The organism is Rhodococcus sp. IEGM 27, assembly GCF_033142305.1.
In the GTDB taxonomy this organism is placed as follows: Bacteria; Actinomycetota; Actinomycetes; order Mycobacteriales; family Mycobacteriaceae; genus Rhodococcus_F; species Rhodococcus_F oxybenzonivorans.
Genome location: NZ_JAWLSG010000004.1, coordinates 257,300 through 278,464, shown reverse-complemented (window position 1 = coordinate 278,464; position 21,165 = coordinate 257,300). Strand labels below are relative to the sequence as shown.

At 67.4% G+C, this 21,165-nt stretch carries 19 protein-coding genes; 11 read left to right on the top strand and 8 right to left on the bottom strand.

What is annotated here, in order from left to right:
* The first annotated feature begins 14 nt into the window (after positions 1-14).
* The 3 genes from R4P95_RS16180 to R4P95_RS16170 all read left to right on the top strand — a co-directional run bounded on the left by R4P95_RS16180 (position 15) and on the right by R4P95_RS16170 (position 7,537).
* On the top strand, positions 15-3,980 hold the full coding sequence (locus tag R4P95_RS16180; RefSeq protein WP_317758312.1) for an IniB N-terminal domain-containing protein: 3,966 nt from the start codon (positions 15-17) through the stop codon (positions 3,978-3,980).
* A gap of 264 nt (positions 3,981-4,244) precedes the next feature.
* Complete coding sequence (locus R4P95_RS16175; RefSeq protein WP_213577756.1) at positions 4,245-6,044, top strand: dynamin family protein; 1,800 nt, start codon at positions 4,245-4,247, stop codon at positions 6,042-6,044.
* Positions 6,041-7,537 carry a dynamin family protein gene (locus R4P95_RS16170; RefSeq protein WP_317745969.1) on the top strand — a complete coding sequence of 499 codons (1,497 nt, stop codon included), beginning with the start codon at positions 6,041-6,043 and terminating at the stop codon, positions 7,535-7,537. The genes R4P95_RS16175 and R4P95_RS16170 overlap by 4 nt, the downstream gene beginning before the upstream one ends.
* 4 nt (positions 7,538-7,541) lie before the next feature.
* Here R4P95_RS16170 and R4P95_RS16165 read toward each other — a convergent pair whose 3' ends face one another.
* From R4P95_RS16165 to R4P95_RS16150, 4 genes are all read right to left on the bottom strand, one after another.
* Entirely contained in the window at positions 7,542-8,861 is a 1,320-nt protein-coding gene (locus tag R4P95_RS16165) for a DUF2252 domain-containing protein (protein WP_317745970.1), read from the bottom strand.
* Positions 8,862-8,971: 110 nt separating this feature from the next.
* Positions 8,972-10,165: a galactokinase gene (gene galK / locus R4P95_RS16160; RefSeq protein WP_317745971.1), complete on the bottom strand. Its 1,194-nt coding sequence runs from the start codon at positions 10,163-10,165 to the stop codon at positions 8,972-8,974.
* On the bottom strand, positions 10,162-11,328 hold the full coding sequence (galT, locus tag R4P95_RS16155) for a galactose-1-phosphate uridylyltransferase (RefSeq protein ID WP_317745972.1): 1,167 nt from the start codon (positions 11,326-11,328) through the stop codon (positions 10,162-10,164). The genes galK and galT overlap by 4 nt, the downstream gene beginning before the upstream one ends.
* A gap of 111 nt (positions 11,329-11,439) precedes the next feature.
* Positions 11,440-11,982 (bottom strand): DinB family protein, encoded by a 543-nt coding sequence (locus R4P95_RS16150; RefSeq protein WP_213576733.1) that lies wholly within the window; start codon positions 11,980-11,982, stop codon positions 11,440-11,442.
* 352 nt (positions 11,983-12,334) lie between these two features.
* On the opposite strand from R4P95_RS16150, the gene R4P95_RS16145 reads away from it, so the two are divergent.
* The gene (locus R4P95_RS16145; RefSeq protein WP_317840478.1) at positions 12,335-12,658 is read left to right on the top strand and encodes a hypothetical protein; all 324 of its coding nucleotides are present in this window, start codon (positions 12,335-12,337) and stop codon (positions 12,656-12,658) included.
* Between the two features lie 84 nt (positions 12,659-12,742).
* On the top strand, positions 12,743-13,003 hold the full coding sequence (locus tag R4P95_RS16140; RefSeq protein ID WP_213576735.1) for a hypothetical protein: 261 nt from the start codon (positions 12,743-12,745) through the stop codon (positions 13,001-13,003).
* Positions 13,004-13,009: 6 nt separating this feature from the next.
* On the opposite strand, the gene R4P95_RS16135 is transcribed toward R4P95_RS16140, so the two are convergent.
* Together R4P95_RS16135 and R4P95_RS16130 are read right to left on the bottom strand one after the other, a co-directional pair.
* Complete coding sequence (locus tag R4P95_RS16135) at positions 13,010-13,576, bottom strand: hypothetical protein (RefSeq protein ID WP_317745974.1); 567 nt, start codon at positions 13,574-13,576, stop codon at positions 13,010-13,012.
* A gap of 81 nt (positions 13,577-13,657) precedes the next feature.
* Positions 13,658-13,942, bottom strand: a complete 285-nt coding sequence (locus R4P95_RS16130) for a hypothetical protein (protein ID WP_317745975.1) — start codon at positions 13,940-13,942, stop codon at positions 13,658-13,660.
* A 268-nt stretch (positions 13,943-14,210) separates the two neighbouring features.
* Here R4P95_RS16130 and dnaK point away from each other — a divergent pair, with 268 nt between their 5' ends.
* Genes dnaK through R4P95_RS16110 form a run of 4 tightly spaced genes read left to right on the top strand, consistent with a single transcriptional unit; the run spans position 14,211 to position 18,304 of the window.
* A complete protein-coding gene (gene dnaK, locus R4P95_RS16125) occupies positions 14,211-16,055 on the top strand; it encodes a molecular chaperone DnaK (protein WP_109332799.1) in 1,845 nt (614 codons plus the stop codon).
* Positions 16,052-16,702, top strand: coding sequence for a nucleotide exchange factor GrpE (gene grpE, locus R4P95_RS16120; protein ID WP_317745976.1), 651 nt, complete (start codon positions 16,052-16,054; stop codon positions 16,700-16,702). Before dnaK ends, grpE begins: the two co-directional genes overlap by 4 nt.
* A gap of 22 nt (positions 16,703-16,724) precedes the next feature.
* Positions 16,725-17,897 (top strand): molecular chaperone DnaJ, encoded by a 1,173-nt coding sequence (gene dnaJ / locus R4P95_RS16115; protein ID WP_317745977.1) that lies wholly within the window; start codon positions 16,725-16,727, stop codon positions 17,895-17,897.
* On the top strand, positions 17,897-18,304 hold the full coding sequence (locus R4P95_RS16110; protein ID WP_109332794.1) for a heat shock protein transcriptional repressor HspR: 408 nt from the start codon (positions 17,897-17,899) through the stop codon (positions 18,302-18,304). The genes dnaJ and R4P95_RS16110 overlap by 1 nt, the downstream gene beginning before the upstream one ends.
* 31 nt (positions 18,305-18,335) lie before the next feature.
* Here R4P95_RS16110 and R4P95_RS16105 read toward each other — a convergent pair whose 3' ends face one another.
* Both R4P95_RS16105 and R4P95_RS16100 read right to left on the bottom strand, forming a co-directional pair.
* A complete protein-coding gene (locus tag R4P95_RS16105) occupies positions 18,336-18,482 on the bottom strand; it encodes a hypothetical protein (RefSeq protein ID WP_317745978.1) in 147 nt (48 codons plus the stop codon).
* A 59-nt stretch (positions 18,483-18,541) separates the two neighbouring features.
* On the bottom strand, positions 18,542-19,018 hold the full coding sequence (locus tag R4P95_RS16100; protein WP_317745979.1) for a hypothetical protein: 477 nt from the start codon (positions 19,016-19,018) through the stop codon (positions 18,542-18,544).
* Positions 19,019-19,272: 254 nt separating this feature from the next.
* Between R4P95_RS16100 and R4P95_RS16095 the strand changes: the two genes are divergently transcribed.
* Complete coding sequence (locus R4P95_RS16095; RefSeq protein WP_317745980.1) at positions 19,273-19,908, top strand: response regulator transcription factor; 636 nt, start codon at positions 19,273-19,275, stop codon at positions 19,906-19,908.
* A 1-nt stretch (position 19,909) separates the two neighbouring features.
* Positions 19,910-21,097: a sensor histidine kinase gene (locus R4P95_RS16090; protein WP_317745981.1), complete on the top strand. Its 1,188-nt coding sequence runs from the start codon at positions 19,910-19,912 to the stop codon at positions 21,095-21,097.
* The last annotated feature ends 68 nt before the right edge of the window (positions 21,098-21,165 follow it).

Here is a 21,165-nt window from a genome sequence, read left to right as displayed (position 1 = left end):
CAGGAGAGATTGCCATGGCTACCAACGCCGTCCTCGAGTTCATCCTCGGCCTTCTTCGCGACGAGCAGGCTGCTGCCGCTTACTGCGCCAACCCGACGGACGCACTGTGCGCCGCAGGCCTCGAGGGTGTGACCCACGCCGACATCGTGTCCGTCGCCCCGATGGTGGCCGAGTCCGGACTGTTCGCGGGCGGCGGAGCCGACCTGGCTGCCATCGTCAACGCCGGCACCGGCGTCGTCGGTGACGTCGCCGGTGGGATCGGTGCCGGAATCGGCGGTGGCCTGGGCGGTGGCCTCGGACTCGGTGGCGGCCTCGGCGGTGCAGTAGGCGTCGGAGCGGGTGCCGGCCTCGGCCTCGGCGCCGGTCTCGGCGGCGACTTCGACTTCGCGGCAGAACTGACCGCAGCCTTGAGTGCGGCACTCAGTGCGGCGCTCGAGATCGGGGGCGAGATCGGTGCGCAGCTCGGTGCTGCACTCGGTGCGGCACTCGACGCTGCGCTGTCTCTCACCGGTGGCCTCGACCTCGGTAGCGCCCTCGACATCGGCGGCGTCATCAGCGGTGCACTCGACGGCTTCCTCGGCCTCGGCGGCGAGATCACGGCCCAGCTCGCCGCTGCTCTGACGGCAGCTGTCTCCGCGGTCCCGGCAATCGATCTGACCGGTGGACTGACCGCGATCCTCGCTCCGGCGCTGGCCATCGGCGGCGACCTGGGTGCCGAGGTGGGTGCTGCCCTCGGCGCGGTTCTCGGTGTGGTCGGTGACGTGAGCGGCGACCTCGGCGGTGACATCCTCGCCGGCATCGGCGGTGGACTGGACCTCGGTGGCGCACTCGGCTCGACGCTCGGTGGTGTGCTCGGAGTGGACGCCGGTCTCGGTGGCGCTCTCGGCGCGGCACTCGATGCTGCGATCGGTGCGGGCGGCGGCCTCGGCGCGACGCTCGAAGGCCTGCTGGGTGGCGATCTGCTCGGTGATGTGGCCGGTTCGCTCGACGGTGTGCTCGGTGCGGATCTCGGTGGTGTGCTCGGTGGCGCGCTGGGTGGGGTTCTCGGTGCCGGTGGTGACCTCGGTGCGGATCTCGGTGGTGCGCTCGGTGCGACTCTCGGTTCGATCGCCGATCTCGGTGGTGGCCTGGACCTGGACGCGGTTCTGGGTGCGGAGGGTGGTCTCGGTGCCGTTCTCGGTGGTCTGCTGGGCGGCGAGCTCGGTGTCGGTGGCGATCTGACCGCTGGCCTGGGTACCGCCTTGGAGGCGGTTCTCGGTGCCGGTGGCGGGTTGGACCTCGGTGCGGTTCTCGGTGCGGATGGTGACCTCGGTGGTGCGTTGAGCGGTCTGCTCGGTGGTGTGCTGGGTGCCGGTGGCGATGTCAGTGCCGATCTCGGTGGTGCGCTGGGTGGTCTGCTCGGTGGGGCCCTGGATCTCGAGGGTGGTCTCGGTGGCGCCTTGTCGGCTGCGCTGGAGAGCGGTCTGGGACTCGATGCCGCGCTCGGCACGGTCCTCGGTGGTGCTCTCGGGCTCGACGGTGGCCTGGCCACCGAGTTGGGCAGCACCCTCGAAGCGGTATTGGGTGCCGGTGGTGTGACGGATATCGACCTCGGCGGCCTGCTGGGTGGCGATCTGCTCGGTGATGTGGCGGGTTCGCTCGACGGTGTGCTCGGTGCGGATCTCGGTGGTGTGCTCGGTGGCGCGCTGGGTGGGGTTCTCGGTGCCGGTGGTGACCTCGGTGCGGATCTCGGTGGTGCGCTCGGTGCGACTCTCGGTTCGATCGCCGACCTCGGTGGTGGCCTGGACCTGGACGCGGTTCTGGGTGCGGAGGGTGGTCTCGGTGCCGTTCTCGGTGGTCTGCTGGGCGGCGAGCTCGGTGTCGGTGGCGATCTGACCGCTGGCCTGGGTACCGCCTTGGAGGCGGTTCTCGGTGCCGGTGGCGGGTTGGACCTCGGTGCGGTTCTCGGTGCGGATGGTGACCTCGGTGGTGCGTTGAGCGGTCTGCTCGGTGGTGTGCTGGGTGCCGGTGGCGATGTCAGTGCCGATCTCGGTGGTGCGCTGGGTGGTCTGCTCGGTGGGGCCCTGGATCTCGAGGGTGGTCTCGGTGGCGCCTTGTCGGCTGCGCTGGAGAGCGGTCTGGGACTCGATGCCGCGCTCGGCACGGTCCTCGGTGGTGCTCTCGGGCTCGACGGTGGCCTGGCCACCGAGTTGGGCAGCACCCTCGAAGCGGTATTGGGTGCCGGTGGTGTGACGGACATCGACCTCGGCGGCCTGCTGGGTGGCGATCTGGGTCTCGGACTCGGTGGTGACCTCGGACTCGGTGGCGAACTGACTTCCGAGCTGACGACGGCGCTCAGCGGTGCCCTCGGATTGGGCGGCGAGGCCGGTGCGGATCTCGGAGCCGTTCTGGGCGGTGCCCTGGAGAGCGGTCTCGGACTCGGCGGCATCCTCGAAGGCGGTGCGGATCTCGGAACCACAATCAGCAGTGCACTCGGTGGGGCCCTCGGAGTCGACGGTGACGCCACCGCCGGCCTCGGCGCAGCCCTCGATGCGGCGCTCGGAGCCGGTGGCGGGGTCGACCTCGATGCGGTGACCGATCTCGGTGGTCTGCTCGGCGGCGCCTTCGGTGTCGGTGGCGGCGCAGGAGCCGATCTGGGTGCAGCTCTCGGCGGCGTCCTCGGTGGCGCACTCGAAACCGGCGGCGCTCTGGACCTCGACTCCGTCCTCGGTGGCGAAGGAAGCATCGGTAGCACTCTCGGTACCGCTCTCGGTGGTGTCCTCGGGGCCGACGGTGACCTCAGCGCCACGCTCGGCTCCGCATTGGAGACCGCACTCGAGGCCGGCGGTGGACTCGATCTCGACTCGGCTCTCGATGCCGACCTCGGACTCGGCGCTGCTGCCGGTGTGGGCGGGGCCCTGGACGGTGCCCTCGACGCGGGTACCGATCTCGCGGGCGGCCTGACCGGCGGCATCGACGGTGCCCTCGGTGGACTGGTCGACGCAGGTAGTGAGCTGACGGGCAACGTCGGTGGAGCTGTCGGCGGCGGTGTCGCCGGTGGTGCGGAGACCGCCGCGGGCATCGGTGCCGGAGTGGCGGCCGGTGTCGGTGCGGTCGCCGACGCGGGCGCCGACCTCGGCGGCAACCTCGGAACCAACCTGGTCGGCGGTCTGGAGACGGCCGGTGGCCTCGGCGCCGGTCTGACGAGCGGCCTCACCGGCGGTCTCGGCGGAATCTTCGACGCCGGCGCAGGCCTGGGCACCTCGGTGACCGGAACTGTCGACGGTGCCGTCGACGCGGTCGGCGAAGCAGGTGCCACGGTCGGTGCCGTGGCCGACGCAGGCGCGGACGTCGACGCCAACCTCGGCGGTGCGCTCGACACCGCGGCGAACCTCGGCGGAACCGTCGAAGGCGCGCTGGACACGGCGGCGAACGTCGGTGGAACCCTCGGTGGCACGGTGGACGCCGCGACCGGAATCGGTGGCGACGTCGCCGGTGGAATCGAAGGCAGCGTGGACAGCGCGGTCGACGCCACCGCAGGTCTCACCGGTGGCCTCGACGCCACCACCGATGCGGTGACCGACCTCGGTGCCGGACTGTCGGGTGGCGTGGGTGGCCTCGGTTCGCTCGGCACCTCGGTCGGTGGAGCCCTCGACGGAGCTGTCGATGGTGCCGCCGGAGTGGGCGGTGCGATCGACGGTGGCGCTTCGGCCGGTGGATCGGCCGAAGCGGACGCGACCACGGGCGGTTCGGCCGACATCGGAGCGGTCGGCGGGGCTGTGGCCGACACCACCGGTGAGATCGGCGGCGGCCTCGAGTCGACGCTGGGCGGCACTGTCGATGCGGGTTCCAACGCCTGGTCCTCGATCGACGCCCAGGACGCCTTCGGTGCGGAGTCGAGCCTGACCGGTGAATCGGAAGGCTCCCTGTTCGCCGACACCGACTCCTCGGTGGCACCCACGCAGCACGTCACGGACGTTGTCGATCACTTCGAACCGTGATGAGACGGCGGTTCCGGCATCCCCCAGACGGGGCGGCCGGAACCGCCGTACGATGTAACGAAATCAGCCCCGGACGCGTTATGCGGTCGGGGCTGATTCCACAGTCGGGTGTACGTGTACCGAAGTTCGGTGCGCGCACGAGGTCGGAAGAATTGCGGGTCAACGGAACTCATGGACAGTGCAGCCGCTAGAAGCAGTGCCGCCAAGCACAGTGCCGCCGAGCGCAGTGCAACCGCCGAGCACGGCGCCACTTCTGCGCAATCCATGACCGCTCTGCTGGAGCAGACTCTGGACGTCGCGCGGCGGTTCGGACGCGGAGATCTGGCGCAGCGGCTGGACCAGGCCCGGAACCGCGTCCTCGATCCGCGGATGCGCATCGTGGTGGTCGGCCCGCTCAAGCAGGGCAAGAGCCAGTTCGTGAATTCACTGCTCAACCTGACCGTGTGCTCGGTCGGTGACGACGAGACCACCGCTATTCCCACCCTCGTGCAGAATGCGGAGACTGCATCGGCGGAACTCGTCCTCGCCGATCCCGGCGCAGATCCGATTCGGGTTCCGCTGCCTCTCGAGGAGCTGACCGGCATTACGCCCGCCTCACCCCGGGCCGGGGGTCGGGAGGTACTGCGGGTCGAGGTCAACGTGCCGAGTCCCCTGCTGGCGGACGGCTTGGTCCTGGTCGATACTCCCGGCGTGGGCGGCGCGGGCAACCCACATGCCGCGAGCACGCTCGGACTGATTCCCGCCTCCGACGCCGTCTTCGTTCTCTCCGACGCGAGCCAGGAGTTCACCGAACCGGAGCTCGGGTTCATCAGGCAGGTCACGAGCCTGTGCCCGTCGGTGGCCTGCCTGATCAGCAAGACAGACCTGTATCCCCATTGGCGGGACATCGTCGAGGCTGATCGAGGGCACCTCGCGCGCGCCGGCCTCGACGTACCGCTGATTCCCATTTCCTCCCTCCTCCGATCCCACGCGCTGCGGCTGCAGGACGAGGAGCTCAACACCGAATCGGGCTTCGTCGAGCTCTACGCCTTCCTCCGCGATCGGGTGGTGGCCCGCGCGGAGTCGAACACGCGCCGCGCGGTGTCGCTCGACGTGTCCTCGGTGGCCGAGCATCTGACCCTGGGAATCGGCAGTGAGCTTGCCGCTCTTCGTGATCCGGCCAAGGGTGTCGCTGCCGTCGCCGAGCTGCAGAAGGCGAAGGCCGCGGCGGAAGATCTACACAAGCGGACGTCGCTGTGGCAGCAGACCCTCGGCGACGGTATCGCCGACCTGGCCGCGGATATCGATCACGATCTCCGCGACCGGCTGCGCCGCGTGACGCGGGAAGCCGAGGAAACCGTCGACCAGGGCGACCCGGGCAAGGACTGGGACGCGTTGGGGCAGTGGCTCGAGCAGGAGTTCGCCACCGCTATCGGTGACAACTTCGTGTGGGCGCACGACCGCGCGCTGTGGCTCGCCGAGGTGGTGGCTCAACACTTCGCCGAAACCGGTGCCGTGGAGCTTCCGCACCTCGACATCGCGAACGTCGACGGGGTCCTCGAGCCCGTCGCTTCGCTCGCAGATCTCGAGTCGGGGCGGATCGGCATCACCCAGAAGGTGCTCGTCGGTATGCGCGGCTCGTACGGTGGTGTGCTGATGTTCGGGCTCATCACCACCATGATGGGCATGGCGCTGGTCAACCCGATCTCGATCGGGGCCGGCGTCCTTCTCGGTACCAAAGCGTATCGAGAGGACAAGGAGAGCCGGGTCCTCAAGCGGCGGGGCGAGGCGAAGGCGGCCATCCGCCGGTTCGCGGACGACGCCAGCTTCCAGGTGGGCAAGGAGTCGAAAGACCGGCTCCGCTCGATCCAGCGGTTGCTGCGCGATCACTTCACAGGCATCGCCGAGCAGGCATTGCGCTCGATCAACGATTCGTTGCGTGCCGCGCAGGAGGCGGCCAACCTCGAGTCCACCGAGCGCACGCGCCGGATCGCGCAACTCGAGAAGGATCTGCACATCGCCTCCGAACTGAAGGAGCGGGCAGCCCAGCTCGTCGTCGGCGACGCCGGAGCGATCACGGCATGACCGCAGCGCCACTTCCGGAGGCCCGCAGGCTGATCGCGTCGGCCAGGCAGCTCTACGCCGGCCGGCCCGAGATTCGCGATCAGCTCACCGAATGCGCTCGCCGCCTCGAACAACCACTGCGGGTAGCGCTGGCGGGTTCTCTGAAAGCCGGTAAGTCCACGTTGCTCAATTCGCTGGTGGGCCAAGACATCGCCCCCACGGATGCGACGGAGTGCACCCGTGTCGTCACCTGGTATCGCAGCGGGTCGACGCCCGCCGTCACCGCCTGGTACCAGGCGGACGGCCCCGACGGCGCGTTGGCTTCGGCGAACGTTCCGGTGTTGCGCCGGGACGGACATCTGACTTTCGACCTCGGGCATCTGACCGCCGCGCAGGTGGACCGACTCGATGTGGAGTGGCCCTCGTCGGCGCTGGCCCACACCACCATCATCGACACGCCCGGCACCTCCTCGCTGTCGCGGGACGTGTCGGCGCGCACCCTCGAGATGCTCACCCCCGACAACGAGGCTTCCGGTGCCGACGCCGTCGTCTACCTTCTGCGCACCCTGAACGCGACGGATGTGCAGTTCCTCGGCCAGATCGGGGACCACGTGGGGGACGAGTCGGGTCCGCTCGGTGTCGTCGGTGTCGTGTCCCGGGCCGACGAGGTGGGGGCGGGACGCCTCGACGCCATGATGTCGGCGAAGGAAGTGGCGTCCCGGTTCGCGGGCGAGCTCGAACGCACCGGGCTGTGCCAGGCGGTGGTTCCCGTCGCAGGTCTGCTGGCCTTGGGTGCCCGTACGATGCGGCAGGCCGAGTTCGCCGCATTCCAGCACCTGGCCGAGGTGTCGGTGGACGACCTGAACATGGCCATGCTGTCGGCCGACCGTTTCGCCCGGGAAGACAGCCCGCTGCCCGTCGATGCTCGGATGCGGGCGCAGCTGGCCGACCGGTTCGGGCTGTTCGGCATTCGAATGGCCGTCACGTTGATTCGGCTGGGCACCCGGGACTCGCCGACGCTGGCCGCCGAACTGGTGGAGCGTAGTGGGCTCGACGAGTTGCGTCAGGTCATCGACATCCAGTTCGGGCAGCGTGCCGACCAGTTGAAGACACACTCCGCGCTGGTTGCGTTGAAGCGGGTGCTCACCGCCCATCCGGTGCAGGGCGCAGGCGGGATCATGCTGGCTGCCGAGCGTCTGCTGTCCGATGTGCACGGGTTCCAGGAACTGCGGCTCCTCGGGCGCCTGCGGTCCACCGAGGTGGGGCTACCCCCCGACGACCTGGCCGAGCTGCAGCGACTGATCGGCGGATTCGGGATCTCGATCTCCGAGCGGCTCGGGACCGACGGTGACGACGCGGTGGAGTTGCAGCGGATGAGGGCACTCGCCGCCGTCCGGAAATGGCGGGAACGCGCTCGTCACCCGTTGCTGGACCAGTTCACCGCCCGGGCGTGCACCGTTGCCGCACGAAGCGCGGAAGGCGTCCTGGAAGAGCTGAACTCGGTACTCCTGTAGCGCGTCAGGTTGCCGAGACGCCCGCGATTTCGCCTTCCCGGAATGCCTCCACGAACAGCTGGTGATCCTTGCGGCTCACCTCCGCATACGCGAGGCCGAAGTCGATGATCTCCTCGACGAACTGGTCGAGCCGACCCTCGATCACACCATGGATGGCGTCTTCGGTCTGAAATGTGACCAGGGTCTGATCACTGTCCTCGTCGGAGACGCAGTGAACCTTCGCGGTCGCCCGGCCCAGGTCTTCGAGCACGGGGGCGATCTCCTCCGGTTCGGTGAGGTCGGACCAGTCGAGGTCCAGTTCGTACGGTGACAGTTCGGCGACCACGAATCCGGTGTCCCCGATCTCGGTGTAGCCGAGCAGGGGATCGGTGTGGACCTGCAGGGCGCGCTGGCTCACCACGGTGCGGTGACCCTCGTGCTCGAAATAGTTGCGGACGGCCGGCTCGTCGACGATGCGGCTCGGGGCCGCGACATTGCCCTGTTTGATGGACAGCACGATGTCGTTCTCCAGTGCCTGGGTTGTGCCCTCGATGAGCACGTTGTACGCCGGAAGTCCGGCGCTGCCGATTCCGAACCCCTTGCGCCCCACCACATCCTTGATGCGATAGAAAACCGGTCGCTCCGACCTCTTGTTGGGGGGCACTCGTTCGATGTAGGCGTCCAGCGACTCGCACACGGTGTCGCGTTCGTTCTCGTCCAGTTCCCGGACCCCGCGACCGCGGCGGAAGTGCCGGTCGTAATCGTCGAGCACCGTGACCGAGTCGAGGAGGCTGACACGGGTGGCGAGGCGGGCCTGCAGGAGAAGGTCGTGGATACTGCCGCGGGAGTTGTCCAGCCGCAGCGCGTACGCGTCGTCCGCCTCCTGCTGTACGTAATGCATGACCTGTTCGACGTACGTACGCAGATAGGTCTCTGCCAGTGCCCGGACATCACTTTCGGGCAGAGCCTTCTGCCAGCCCATCAGCGCGAGGCTGGCCACGAAGCGCCGAAGGTCCCAGCTGAAGTGCCCTACGTAGGCCTCGTCGAAGTCGTTGACGTCGAAGACCAGGGTCCCCTCCGAGTTCATGTAGGTTCCGAAGTTCTCCAGGTGCAGGTCGCCGTGGATCCACACCCTGCTGGTGCGGTCATCTGCCCAGGGGTCGTCGAAGTCCCGGATGTCGTTGTAGAACAGGCAGGCACTGCCCCGGTAGAAGGCGAACGGGTTGGCCGCCATCTTGCGGAACTTGGTACGGAAAGCGCTCGGGTCCGCCTCCATGAGATCGGCGAACGCCTCGACGAGGGCGCCGACGATCTGCTTCTGCCTGGTCGAATCGGCATCGTTCACAATGCCCTCCTTGTCGCGAGTCCGATACCCGCACGTGGGCGTCACCGGACTACCCACGTTAGCGACACTGCTCGTACCGCCGCTGGCGAAAGGACTCGCACCATCCCGTCTCAGAGTCGGCGCGCCGCGGACGACGGCGTGGCGGACAGGAACTGCGGGGTGGGCAACGCCGCGGATGCGGCCCTGTGGAGTACGTGTGCGACCACGTCTTCGACCCGGTCGAGCGGAACGAGGGCGATGGCCGAGCCGCCGAAACCGCCCCCCGTCATTCGCGCTCCCCACGCTCCGGCCTCGAGGGCGGCCTCGACGGCGCAGTCCAGTTCGACGGAGCTGACCTCGTAGTCGTCCCGCAACGAGCGATGGGAACGGGTCAGGACGTCCCCGATGTCGGAGATACGGTTCTGCGCCAGCAGATCGGTCACCTCGACGACGCGCCGAATTTCGGCGAGAACGTGCCGCACCCGCGGCACCGACTGTGGCACCGTCAGCGCGGCGAGTGCGCCGTTCACGTCGCGAATGTCTCGCAGCGTGTCCACACCCAGGTTCGCGCATGCCCGCTCGATCGTCGCCCGCCGCGCGCCGTACTGCCCGTCGGCCAGTCTGTGCGGAGCGTTGGTATCCATCACCAGGAGTTGGGCGCCCGCCGACGCGAAGTCGAGGGGAACGAGGCGGCTGTCGCCGCTGCGGCAATCCAGCAGCAGGGCATGCCCGAGGCGGGCGAGCATCGCGACCGACTGATCCATTCCACCGGTCGCGGCCCCGACGATCTCGTTCTCCGCGCGGATGCACGCGTCGATCAGCGTCCGGCGTCCGTCCGTGTTCGTGGGCAGCCCGAGCGAGTCGGCGACGGCGAGCGCGAACGCGCATTCCAGCGCCGCCGAACTCGACAGCCCTGAACCGACGGGAACCGTGGAGTGCACCGCGATGTCGAAGCCTCTTCCTGCCGGCGCGATGCCCGAATCTCGTAGCGCCCAGAGCACACCCGCCAGGTAGGCGGCCCACCCGGACGGACGTCCCGGCGCCACCTCGGACACTGCACCCTGCCACCTGTCTGTCGTGTGGGTGGAGACGCAGCGCATCCGGTCGTCGTTCCGGATGCGGGCGGCCACCACCGTGACGTAGGGGAGTGCGAACGGAAGTACGAGCCCGCCCGCGTAGTCGACGTGCTCGCCGATGAGGTTGACTCGCCCGGGTGCGGCCCACACGCCGTCAGCGGCTTCACCGAAGGTGCTGCGGAACAAGGCTTCCGCGCCCGCAGCGACGGTGTAGGCGTCGGCGGGTTCCACCCGAGAGGGTGCCGTCACGAGGCCACCTCGCGCAGGCGGTCGGCGATGCGTTCCGGTGTGGTGTCATTGATCCAAACGCCCATGCTCGACTCGGAACCCGCCAGGTATTTCATCCGGCCGGGCGACCGCATCATCGAGTACAGCTGGAGGTACAGGCGCCCGAAGGGGCGATCGTCGCCCACCGGCGCCTGATGCCATGCGGCGATGTAGGGGACGGCGTCGACGCCGTCGAAGAAGCGGTCGACCCGCCGCAGCAGTTCGAGGTAGACGAGCGCGAGTTCGTCACGTTGGGCGTCGTCGAGTTCGGCGAGGTCTCGGACGTCGCTGTGTGGCGCGAGGTGCACTTCCAGCGGCCACCGGGAGGCGGCGGGCACATAGGCCGTCCAATGCTCGGCGGCAAGGACGATCCGCCGGCCCGCGCGTTTTTCCGCGTCGAGCACGTCCGACAGCAACAGCTTGCCCGTCCGCTCGACGTGTGCGCGCGACCGCTGTATCAGGGTGGCGGTGCGCGCCGGCAGGAACGGGTAGGCGTAGATCTGCCCATGAGGGTGGGTCAGCGTCACCCCGATCTCCCTACCGCGGTTCTCGAAGCAGAACACCTGGCGGATCCCGGGCAGCGCAGACAGTTCGGCGGTGCGGTCGGCCCAGACGTCGATCACGGTGCGGACCCGGCCGGGGCCCAAGGACGAGAACCGGGCGTCGGGGTCGCTGCTGAAGCAGACCACCTCGCATCGGCCCGTCGCCGGGGCCAGCGGCCACAGTGGTTCCTCATCGACGCACCCGGGAAGGTGCTGTTCCTCTGCAACGGTCGCCAAGGCAGGAAAGCGGTTCTCGAAGACGACGACGTCGTAGTTGTCGGCGGGTATTTCGGTGGGCGGCTTACCGGGCCGGCTCGGGGCGAGTGGTGACGCGTCGGCAGGTGGGAGGAACGTGCGATCCATTCGCTGCGCCGCGATGACAACCCATTCACCCGTGAGGACGTCGAAACGCATCTGCGACTGCGAGACGGCGGGTGGAAGAGGCCTGGAATCGACCAGTTCACGGGTGGCCGCACCGGAAACGTACGGCTCCGAGTCGTCGAAGTAGATGAGCTCGCGCCCGTCTGCCAGCCTCGTCCGGGTTTTACGTACCCTGCTCCCGGCAGGCGCTCGCAGCGCGCTTTCCTCGTCACGCACCGCCATCGAGCATTCCTTCCCTCCTGCCGAACGACCGAGTACCCCGAACGCGCTGCTTCGAGGGCATCTCCTCACGGTATCCCGGCGTCGAGGGACGATGGGTGATGCGTCGACCTCTCAGAACTCCATACCGGCGTCGGTGCCCATCGTCTTCGTCGTGTTGGCACCGTCGAGGGATTCGCGAATGATGTCGGCGTGACCCGAGTGGTGGCCGGTCTCCCGAATGATGTGGAGCAGGGTCCGGCGGATTGTCCACCACTGCCGCTCAGGTGCCCACGGCGCGGTGGGGAGCGGGATGAGTACGTCCAGGTCGCTCAGGCCCGCCAGCGCGGTCTCCGTCGCGCGGGCCACCTCGGCATAATCGGCCAGAAGCCCCTCGAGGGTTTCGTCCTCTCGCATGTAGTACAGCTCCATCGCCGATTCCATGTCGAACTCCGCGTTCTCGTCAGGTTCGAGAATGGTTTCGACCCAGTGCTTTTCGGTGTGGGACACGTGCTTGATCAGCCCGCCGAGTGTCAGGTCGCTGACGGTGGAGCGCTGACGTGCCTGTGCGTCGTCGATGCCGCGCACGGTGATGAGTAACGTGGCTCGCTGCTCCTGCAGGATCTGCAGGATGTCCGCGCATTCGCCGGTGATCGAGGGCTTCTCCGAAGTGGTCATGAAAAGAACGATAGGCGGTATTGCGGTCAGAAACGGTCCTTGTTAGGCAGGGCAGTCTCGGGGTGTTTCTCGGGGTCGAAGTTGGGTGCCTTCCTGGATGTGCCGACACCGGCTGCAGCGCAGGATTTCAACCATGAAACTTCTGCCGACATCGGAGCCGCGGCCACTGCGTAGTCGTGGGGCCGGTGCGTTGGGGGTGAGGCGATCGACCGTGTCGCGGCAACACCTCCGTTCCGACGACATCTGCTGGGGGACAGGATGTCCGGTGATATTCGTCCCACCGAAGGCGGCCGGTTCCTCGGTGACGCGGACCCGTTCGGCAGTGAGGCGAAGCCGGGCGTCGAGGTCCACGGTGGCACACAGTGCCCGTCGCGGAAAAGAAGTTCGCCGACAACTGTTTTTCCGTCAGAAATTGGGTATCCCCTCGGTGACGCGCCACTTCGACATCACCAACTCGAGTCGGGCCAACGAACGGTCGATGGACTTGGGACGAGTCGACGAGGTTGTGGAGCCGGTCTCCACCGAGGTGTGGGAAGTGCGCCATATGAACGGTCACGTACACGGCTTTCACGCTTCCGGTGTGCAGTATCCGGGGTGGGGCACCGAGGAGCCCGCGCACAGGCCGCCCCCACAGATCCGGTGTACATCGCCGCCTGCCCGTCTCGTCCTGCTGTGATCCCGCGTCTTCTTCGGTCTGCCCGCGCTGCCCGGTTCACCCCGCTCGGTTACCTCACTCGGTCTTCTCTGAAAGGTCCCAATCATGTTCCGTACCACGCTCACTGCCCTGGCGGCCGCGGCACTCTTCTTCGGCGCCGCATCCGTCACACAGGTGGCGGCAGCAGCTCCCGCGTGCAACTCCTCGTACGAGGGAACCAGCAATGACGAGTACGACCCGGATCCGGACTTCACCGGGACGACCAATGACGAGTACGACCCCGATCCCGAGTACTCCGGCACGTCGAACAAGGAATACGACCCCGATCCCGAGTTCGCGGGCAGCACGGATTCGTGCCAGGCCTGAGCCCGATCAGGGGCGTCGGTGCAACCACGCGGACACGCCGGGCGCGAACAGGGCGAGGACGCCGACGGCGACCAGTGCGCTGTAGGCCAGCGGCGCCCACTGCAACACCCCGGCCGTGGCGTCGCCGGCGTCCGACAGAAGGGTCCAGAATCCGACGCCACCGGCTGCGCTGAGGAGACCGATCACCACCAGCGTGACGAGGCCCGCCATTTTTCGGGCCCGGAGGAGCTGTATGCCGAGGAGTGCCAGGAGAACCAGCACGACCGCGATGGCGCCGCTGACAATCAGTGTGAAGTTCACGGTGTCGGTGATGTCCTGTGCGGAGTCAGCGGGATTCTCCGCGGCCACCGAGGCCTCTAGTGCATCACGCACGGCGCGAAGGTCCAGAGCCACGGCACCCGCGATGCCGGCGAGAACGACGAACGAACCTATCCACGCGGTCAGTGAGACCGTCACTGCCTTCGGGGTGGAGTCGGTCGGCGCGGTGCGCAGGGGCGTAACCGCGAACTCCGGACGGGGCGGGACGGGCCGCGGCGGGGCCGGGCGCCGTGGCGGCTGTTCGGGTGTCGTCACGGTGGGAATCCTATCGAGATGTCGCGAGCGTCCTGGGGCGACTCGCTCGGTCGCACGCTTGTAGCCGACGCCCAAAAGATTTCAGAGTGTCACGTCCTCCACCGTCTCGACGACCTGGGCGCGGGGGTCGCGCATCATTTCCTTACCCAGGCCGGCCCACAGGCCGCGCAACTTCTCGAGCAGACCGTCTGCCTCCTCCGTCGTGGCGAACTCCAGATCGATCGTCACGTAAGCGGGGTCGTGGACGGACCGTCCGACGCGGTAGCGCTGAACGCCTGAGCCCTTGCGGTCGATCGGATCGTCATCGAATAGTTTCTTCCACGCGTCGTAGTCGCTGACTGAATGTTCCACTCGAAGTACTGGCATGACGGGTCCTTTCCCTCAGGTCCAGTGTTCGCCGGACAGCGGGGTGCTGTCGACGGCCGGGAAGTTGTCCGCAGCGACTGGGAACAAATCCGGAGTACGGCCCGTTGAGCCTTCTGACAACCTTGAGTGCCCTGGACTCAAGTTCGAATTGACTCCCGACGCGGTTCGGGTGCAAACTTGAGCCGAGGGCGCTCACCAAGCGCCAACATCGCAGTTCGGTACGAAAATACTCTGCCCCCGGAACTGCAAAACGAAAGTGAGGAACACTATGGCTCGTGCGGTCGGTATCGACCTCGGTACAACGAACTCGGTCGTGTCTGTGCTGGAAGGCGGCGAGCCCGTAGTGGTCGCCAACGCCGAAGGCTCTCGCACCACCCCGTCGATCGTCGCCTTCGCCAAGAACGGTGAGGTGCTGGTCGGCCAGCCCGCCAAGAACCAGGCGGTCACCAACGTCGACCGCACCATCCGCTCCGTCAAGCGCCACATCGGCACCGACTGGAACGTGGAGATCGACGGCAAGAAGTACACCCCTCAGGAAATCAGCGCGCGCACGCTCATGAAGCTCAAGCGTGACGCCGAGGCATACCTGGGTGAGGACATCACGGACGCCGTGATCACCGTTCCCGCCTACTTCGAAGACGCCCAGCGTCAGGCCACGAAGGAAGCCGGCCAGATCGCCGGCCTGAACGTGCTGCGCATCGTCAACGAGCCCACCGCCGCGGCACTCGCCTACGGCCTCGACAAGGGCGACAAGGAACAGACCATCCTGGTGTTCGACCTCGGTGGCGGCACCTTCGACGTCTCACTGCTCGAGATCGGCGACGGCGTCGTCGAGGTCCGCGCCACCTCCGGTGACAACCACCTCGGTGGTGACGACTGGGACCAGCGCATCGTCGACTGGCTCGTGGAGAAGTTCAAGAGTCAGAACGGCATCGATCTGACCAAGGACAAGATGGCGCTGCAGCGCCTGCGTGAGGCGGCGGAGAAGGCGAAGATCGAGCTGAGCTCCTCGCAGAGCACCTCGATCAACCTGCCCTACATCACCGTCGACGCGGACAAGAACCCGCTCTTCCTCGACGAGCAGCTCTCGCGCAGCGAGTTCCAGAAGATCACCTCCGATCTGCTCGACCGCACCCGCGCCCCGTTCCAGGCAGTCATCAAGGACAGCGGTATCGCCGTCAAGGACATCGACCACGTCGTGCTCGTCGGTGGTTCCACCCGCATGCCCGCCGTCTCCGACCTGGTGCGCGAGCTCACCGGCGGACGCGAGCCCAACAAGGGCGTGAACCCGGACGAGGTCGTCGCCGTGGGCGCTGCCCTGCAGGCCGGTGTCCTCAAGGGCGAGGTCAAGGACGTGCTGCTCCTCGACGTCACGCCGCTCTCGCTCGGTATCGAGACCAAGGGTGGAGTGATGACCAAGCTCATCGAGCGCAACACCACCATCCCGACCAAGCGATCCGAGACCTTCACCACGGCCGACGACAACCAGCCGTCGGTGCAGATCCAGGTGTTCCAGGGCGAGCGCGAGATCGCCTCGCACAACAAGCTCCTCGGTTCCTTCGAGCTCACCGAACTGCCGCCCGCCCCGCGGGGCGTGCCGCAGATCGAGGTCACCTTCGACATCGATGCCAACGGCATCGTGCACGTGACGGCGAAGGACAAGGGCACCGGCAAGGAAAACACGATCAAGATCCAGGACGGCTCCGGTCTGTCCAAGGAAGAGATCGACCGCATGATCAAGGACGCCGAAGCGCACGCCGAGGAAGACAAGGCGCGTCGCGAGGAGGCCGAGGTTCGCAACCAGGCCGAGTCGCTGGTGCACCAGACCGAGAAGTTCATCAAGGACAACGAGGACAAGGTGTCCGGAGACGTCAAGGAGAAGGTCGAGGCTGCCATCAAGGAAGCCAACGACGCCCTGGCCGGCACGGACATCGCAGCGGTCAAGTCCGCGGTGGAGAAGCTGGCCACGGAGTCGCAGGCCCTGGGCCAGGCGATCTACGAAGCGAGCGCTGCTGAAGAGGCGGCGAACACCGACGGCGCCGGCAGCAACGGCTCCGATGACGTGGTCGACGCCGAGGTCGTGGACGAGCCTTCCGACGCGGAGAAGAAGTGACGTCCGACAACACCGAGCAGGAACCGGTCACTTTCGTGGACAAGCGGAAGATCGACCCCGAGACCGGTCAGGTACGGGAAGCGGAACCGGTGACGGAGTCCCTCGCGGGCGCCGCCGCCGCTCCGCAGCCCGGCTCGGTGGACGAAGGGGAAGTGCAGGAGCAGGCTGCTGCACCCGAGAGGGACGAGCTGGCCGAGCGCACCGCCGACCTGCAGCGACTGCAGGCCGAGTACGCGAACTATCGTCGCCGCGTCCAGCGTGACAAGCAGGTCGACATCGAGTCGGCCAAGGCGTCGGTGGTCGGTGAACTCATCGGTGTGCTCGACGATCTCGATCGGGCACGCAGCCACGGCGACCTCGACTCGGGGCCGCTCAAGGCTGTGGCAGACAAGCTCACCGGCGCGCTCACCTCTCTGGGTCTGAGCGAGTTCGGCGCGGAGGGCGATCCGTTCGACCCGTCGCTGCACGAGGCAGTGCAGCACGAGGGAGACGGCCACGATCCCGTGCTGGGCACTGTGATGCGAAAGGGCTACAAATTCGGTGACCGCGTCCTGCGGCATGCGATGGTAGCTGTGATCGATCGCGTCGAAGGCGACGAGAACACCTCCGACGAGGCTGCACAGCCCGCCGAGTCGGAACAAGAATAAGAGCGAGAGGAGGAGACGCCCAGTGAGCCAACGGGAGTGGATCGAGAAGGACTTCTACAAGGAGCTGGGCGTCTCGTCCGACGCGTCCGCGGACGAGATCAAGAAGGCGTATCGCAAGCTCGCCCGCGACCTCCACCCGGACGCGAACCCCGGCGACACCAAGGCGGAGGAGCGGTTCAAGTCCGTCAGTGAGGCGCACGCCGTGCTGTCGGATCCCGCCAAACGCAAGGAGTACGACGAAGCCCGGCGCCTGTTCGCCAGCGGCGGTTTCGGCCGGGGTGGATTCAACCCCGGCGCCGGTGGCGGCTTCAGCCAGGGCGGTTTCGACATCAACGACCTGTTCGGCGGTGGCGGCGCCGCGGCCGACGGACTCGGTGACCTCTTCGGAGGACTGTTCAATCGCGGTGCCGGCGGCGGCGCCACCCGCACGTCCAGTCGTCCGCGCCGTGGAAGCGACGTGGAGACCGAGACGACGCTCGAATTCCGCGAGGCCACTCTCGGTGTCACGGTTCCGCTGCGCCTCACCAGCCCATCGCCGTGCACCACGTGCCACGGCAGCGGAGCCAAGCCGGGAACCAGCCCGCGGGTATGCCCCCGCTGCAACGGAACCGGGATCGTCAGCCGCAACCAGGGCGCCTTCGGTTTCAGCGAACCGTGTGACGACTGCCGCGGTACCGGCTCCATCATCGATTCTCCGTGCGAGGTGTGCCACGGCAACGGGGTGACCAACCGCACCCGCACCATCACGGTCCGCGTTCCGGCCGGTGTCAGTGACGGCCAGAAGATCCGGCTGGCCGGGCAAGGGGAAGCGGGCCTGCGCGGTGCGCCGTCGGGCGATCTCTTCGTCACCGTGCGGGTGCGACCCGACAAGGTGTTCGGCCGCAACGGCGACGACCTCACCGTAGTGGTGCCGGTCAGCTACGGTGAACTCGTGCTCGGTACGACCGTCTCCGTCCCCACCTTGGAGGGGCGTGTCGGCGTGAAGATTCCGGCGGGAACAGCGGACGGACGCATCCTCCGCGTCCGTGGCCGAGGCGTCCCCAAGCGTGGCGGCGGGGCAGGTGACTTGCTGGTCACCGTCAAGATTGCGGTACCGCAGAAACTGGACGACCCCGCTGTCGACGCATTGAAAACCTATCTGGAAGCCGAAAAGGCCAGTGGGTTCGACCCCAGGGCCGGGTGGGCAGGTGCGTGATGACCGATACAACTCAGGAACCACACGACGCGTCCGTTGACCCCGATGCGCAGATCTTCGTGATCTCGGTGGCGGCGGAGCTTGCGGGGATGCACGCCCAGACCTTGCGCAACTACGACCGTCTCGGCCTCGTCACCCCACACCGCACCCAGGGTGGCGGCCGACGCTACTCCCCGCGCGACGTCGCACTACTCCGCGAGGTCCAGCGACTCTCCCAGGACGAGGGTGTCAACCTCGCCGGTATCAAGCGCATCATCGAACTCACCAATCAGGTGGAAGCGTTACAACACCGGGTGCGGGAGCTGGCCGAGGAACTCGCTCAGGTACACGCCGGCTACCGGCGTGACCTCGTTCCCATCCCCCGCAGCAACGCGCTCGTCGTCTGGAAGCCCAGACACAAACGCTGACCCAGCGGTGACACAAGCGCTGACCCAGCGGTTATCGGTCGCGGTTGCCCCAGCGGGACACGCGGCGAGTGCGGGAGCGCGGAATGTCCATCTCCGCGAGACGTGCCTTGATCTCCTCGGTGGTCCACATCGTTCGGGAGACTGTCGGGGTGGGGGTGTTGTTGACGTGCATGATCATGGTCTCTGGCTTTCGTCGAAAGTTCGGTGGTCGATAGGGATCGGTAGTTGGTCGGATCGTCAGGGATGTCCGTACAGGTGGTAGCCGACGTTCATGTTCGGGTAGCCGGAGTCGATCCAGCTGCTGATGCCGTAGGTGTGGCCGAAGTCGGCGTCCACGCGAGTGCCGTCCACGTCGGTGGTGTTGCTGTAGTTGTCGGCGCGGAACACGGCCTGAGCACCACCGGGTAGCGAGTAGGTGGTGTCCACCTCGACGCCGTTCGGGTCGTTGGAGAATGCCTTCACGATCTGGCTGCTGTGCGGGGCGAGGTAGTCCGACGGCGCTTGAATCCACTGCCCGTAGGGGTTCGACGAACCCGCGAGGACCATCGGCAGGTCGGTGTCGTTGCTGATCGTCATCGCGATCGTGGGGCCCGACGTCGGCATCGTTCCGGCGGTGGCGACACCGGTTGCGGCCACGGCGAGACCGGCGACGGTCAGTACCGTGGCGGGCAGGGCGAAAAACCGGGCTACGCGGCGGCGGGTGGGGGTACGCATGGTGGCTTCTCCTGGGCTCGGTGGGAAAGATTTTGTGGGGGAGTGGAACTCGGTTTCCGTGTCCCGTTTCCGGTGTGCATCGACTATGTCGCGGATCAGGGCCGACGTCTGTCCACCGACAGGACGGAGAGCGGGATGAACTCGAGGTCCACCGATCGGGGGACACCTTCGCCGCGAAGTGCTCCGCGCGGGCCTCGTCTCGTGAGAAAGTGAGCAATGGGCTTCGCCGGAGTCACATCGCATCGAGCCGCGCCGTGAGCATCGTGCGTGTCGTGGTGGGCGACGACCATCCGATCTTTCGGGACGGAGTGGTCCGGGCGCTCGTCGCCAGCGAGGACATCGAGGTGGTCGGGGAGGCCGACGACGGTGCCGCGGCCCTCGCACTCATCCGCGACCTGGTGCCGGATGTGGCGCTGCTCGATTACCGCATGCCCGCACTCGACGGTGCGCAGGTGGCGGCGGCGGTGCGCAATGCCGAACTGACCACGCGAGTGCTTCTGCTGTCGGCCCATGACGAGTCGGCGATCGTGTATCACGCGCTGCAGGAGGGGGCCGCGGGATTCCTGCCGAAGGAGTCGACCCGCGCCGAGATCGTCCGGGCGGTACGCGAGTGCGCGCAGGGCCGCGACGTGCTGTCGGCGTCCCTGGCCGTGGGATTGGCAGGCGAGGTTCGTCGCCGCAGTGAACCGGCCGGGCCCGCACTCAGTGGCCGCGAGCGGGAGGTGCTGGCGTTGATCGCCCGGGGGCAGAGCATCCCCACGATCGCCCGCGAGCTGTATCTCGCTCCGTCGACGGTGAAGACGCATGTACAACGTCTGTACGACAAGCTGGGTGTGAGCGATCGGGCTGCCGCCGTCGCCGAGGCGATGCGACGCGGGCTGCTGGAGTGACGTGCCGGCTCCCTTCGAGCGGCGCGTAGTCCGGCGCTACACCACCGAAGCGGTTCGGGTCACGGCCCTGCTCCGGTTGCCGCTCATCGGGCTCATGGCGTTACTGGGTCCGGTGATTCACGTATCGCATTGGCAGCCGGATGTTTTCACCGGTCTGCTCATCGTCTACGCACTCGTCGCCGTGATCTGGCTCGCCGTCGTGCTCATCCGGGAGGTGGGCCCGTGGGCGGGGTGGGCGTCCACCGCCGTCGACGTCACCGCAGTGCTGGCCTTGTGTATCGCCTCGGGCGGTGCGACGTCGGTGTTGCTGCCGGTGTTCTTCCTGCTGCCGATCTCGGTGGCGTTCCAGTACCGGCCCCGTCTGACGGCGATAGTCGGACTCTGTACGGCCGTGGGTTATCAGGCCGTCTGGATCGTGTACTCCAAGCGCGACGATGCCGTCGGCTTCCCGGACGAGGTGTACCTGTATGTCGGCTTCCTGTTGTGGCTCGCGGCCGCGACCACTGCGCTGTCCTATGTCCTCGTCCGGCGTTCGGCCACCGTCATCTCACTGCTCGACGTCCGTAAACAGTTGGTCGCCGAATCGATGGATGCCGAACAACGTGAACGCAGGCAGCTGGCCGAGAATGTGCACGACGGCCCGTTGCAGAACGTTCTCGCCGCCCGCCTCGACGTCGAGGAAGCCCTGGAGAGGCATCCGGACGACAGGCTCACCGCTGCCGAGTCCGCGTTACGAGAGGCCGCCGGCCAACTGCGCTCCACGGTGACGACGCTGCATCCCCAGGTGCTCGCCCAACTCGGACTCACCGCGGCGTTGCGCGAACTGGCCGACGCGCATGCACGCCGCGGTGGCCTCGATGTGCGGACGGCCCTCGACGAGGTGGGGCATCCGGCCGCGAAGGAACTGCTCTACCGGGTGGCCAGTGAACTTCTGGCGAACGTGGGCAGGCATGCTCAGGCCAAGACCGTCGAGTTGCGGCTCACCCGCGAGCACGGGCGGTTGGTCATGACGGTCGAGGACGACGGCGCCGGATTCGACCCCGCCGTCGTTCCGAAGCGGGTGGCGCAGGGCCACATCGGGCTGGCGTCACACATCGTCCGGGTAGAAAGTTTCGGCGGCTCGTTCGATCTGACCTCGGCGCCCGGAAGGGGAACGCGGGTGGTGGTGACCGTGCCCGACGCAGACTGAACGCCCAATCGGTTGATGGCATTCCACGCTGGGTAAACGGTGAGCATCCGATGTCGCCTCGAAGATGT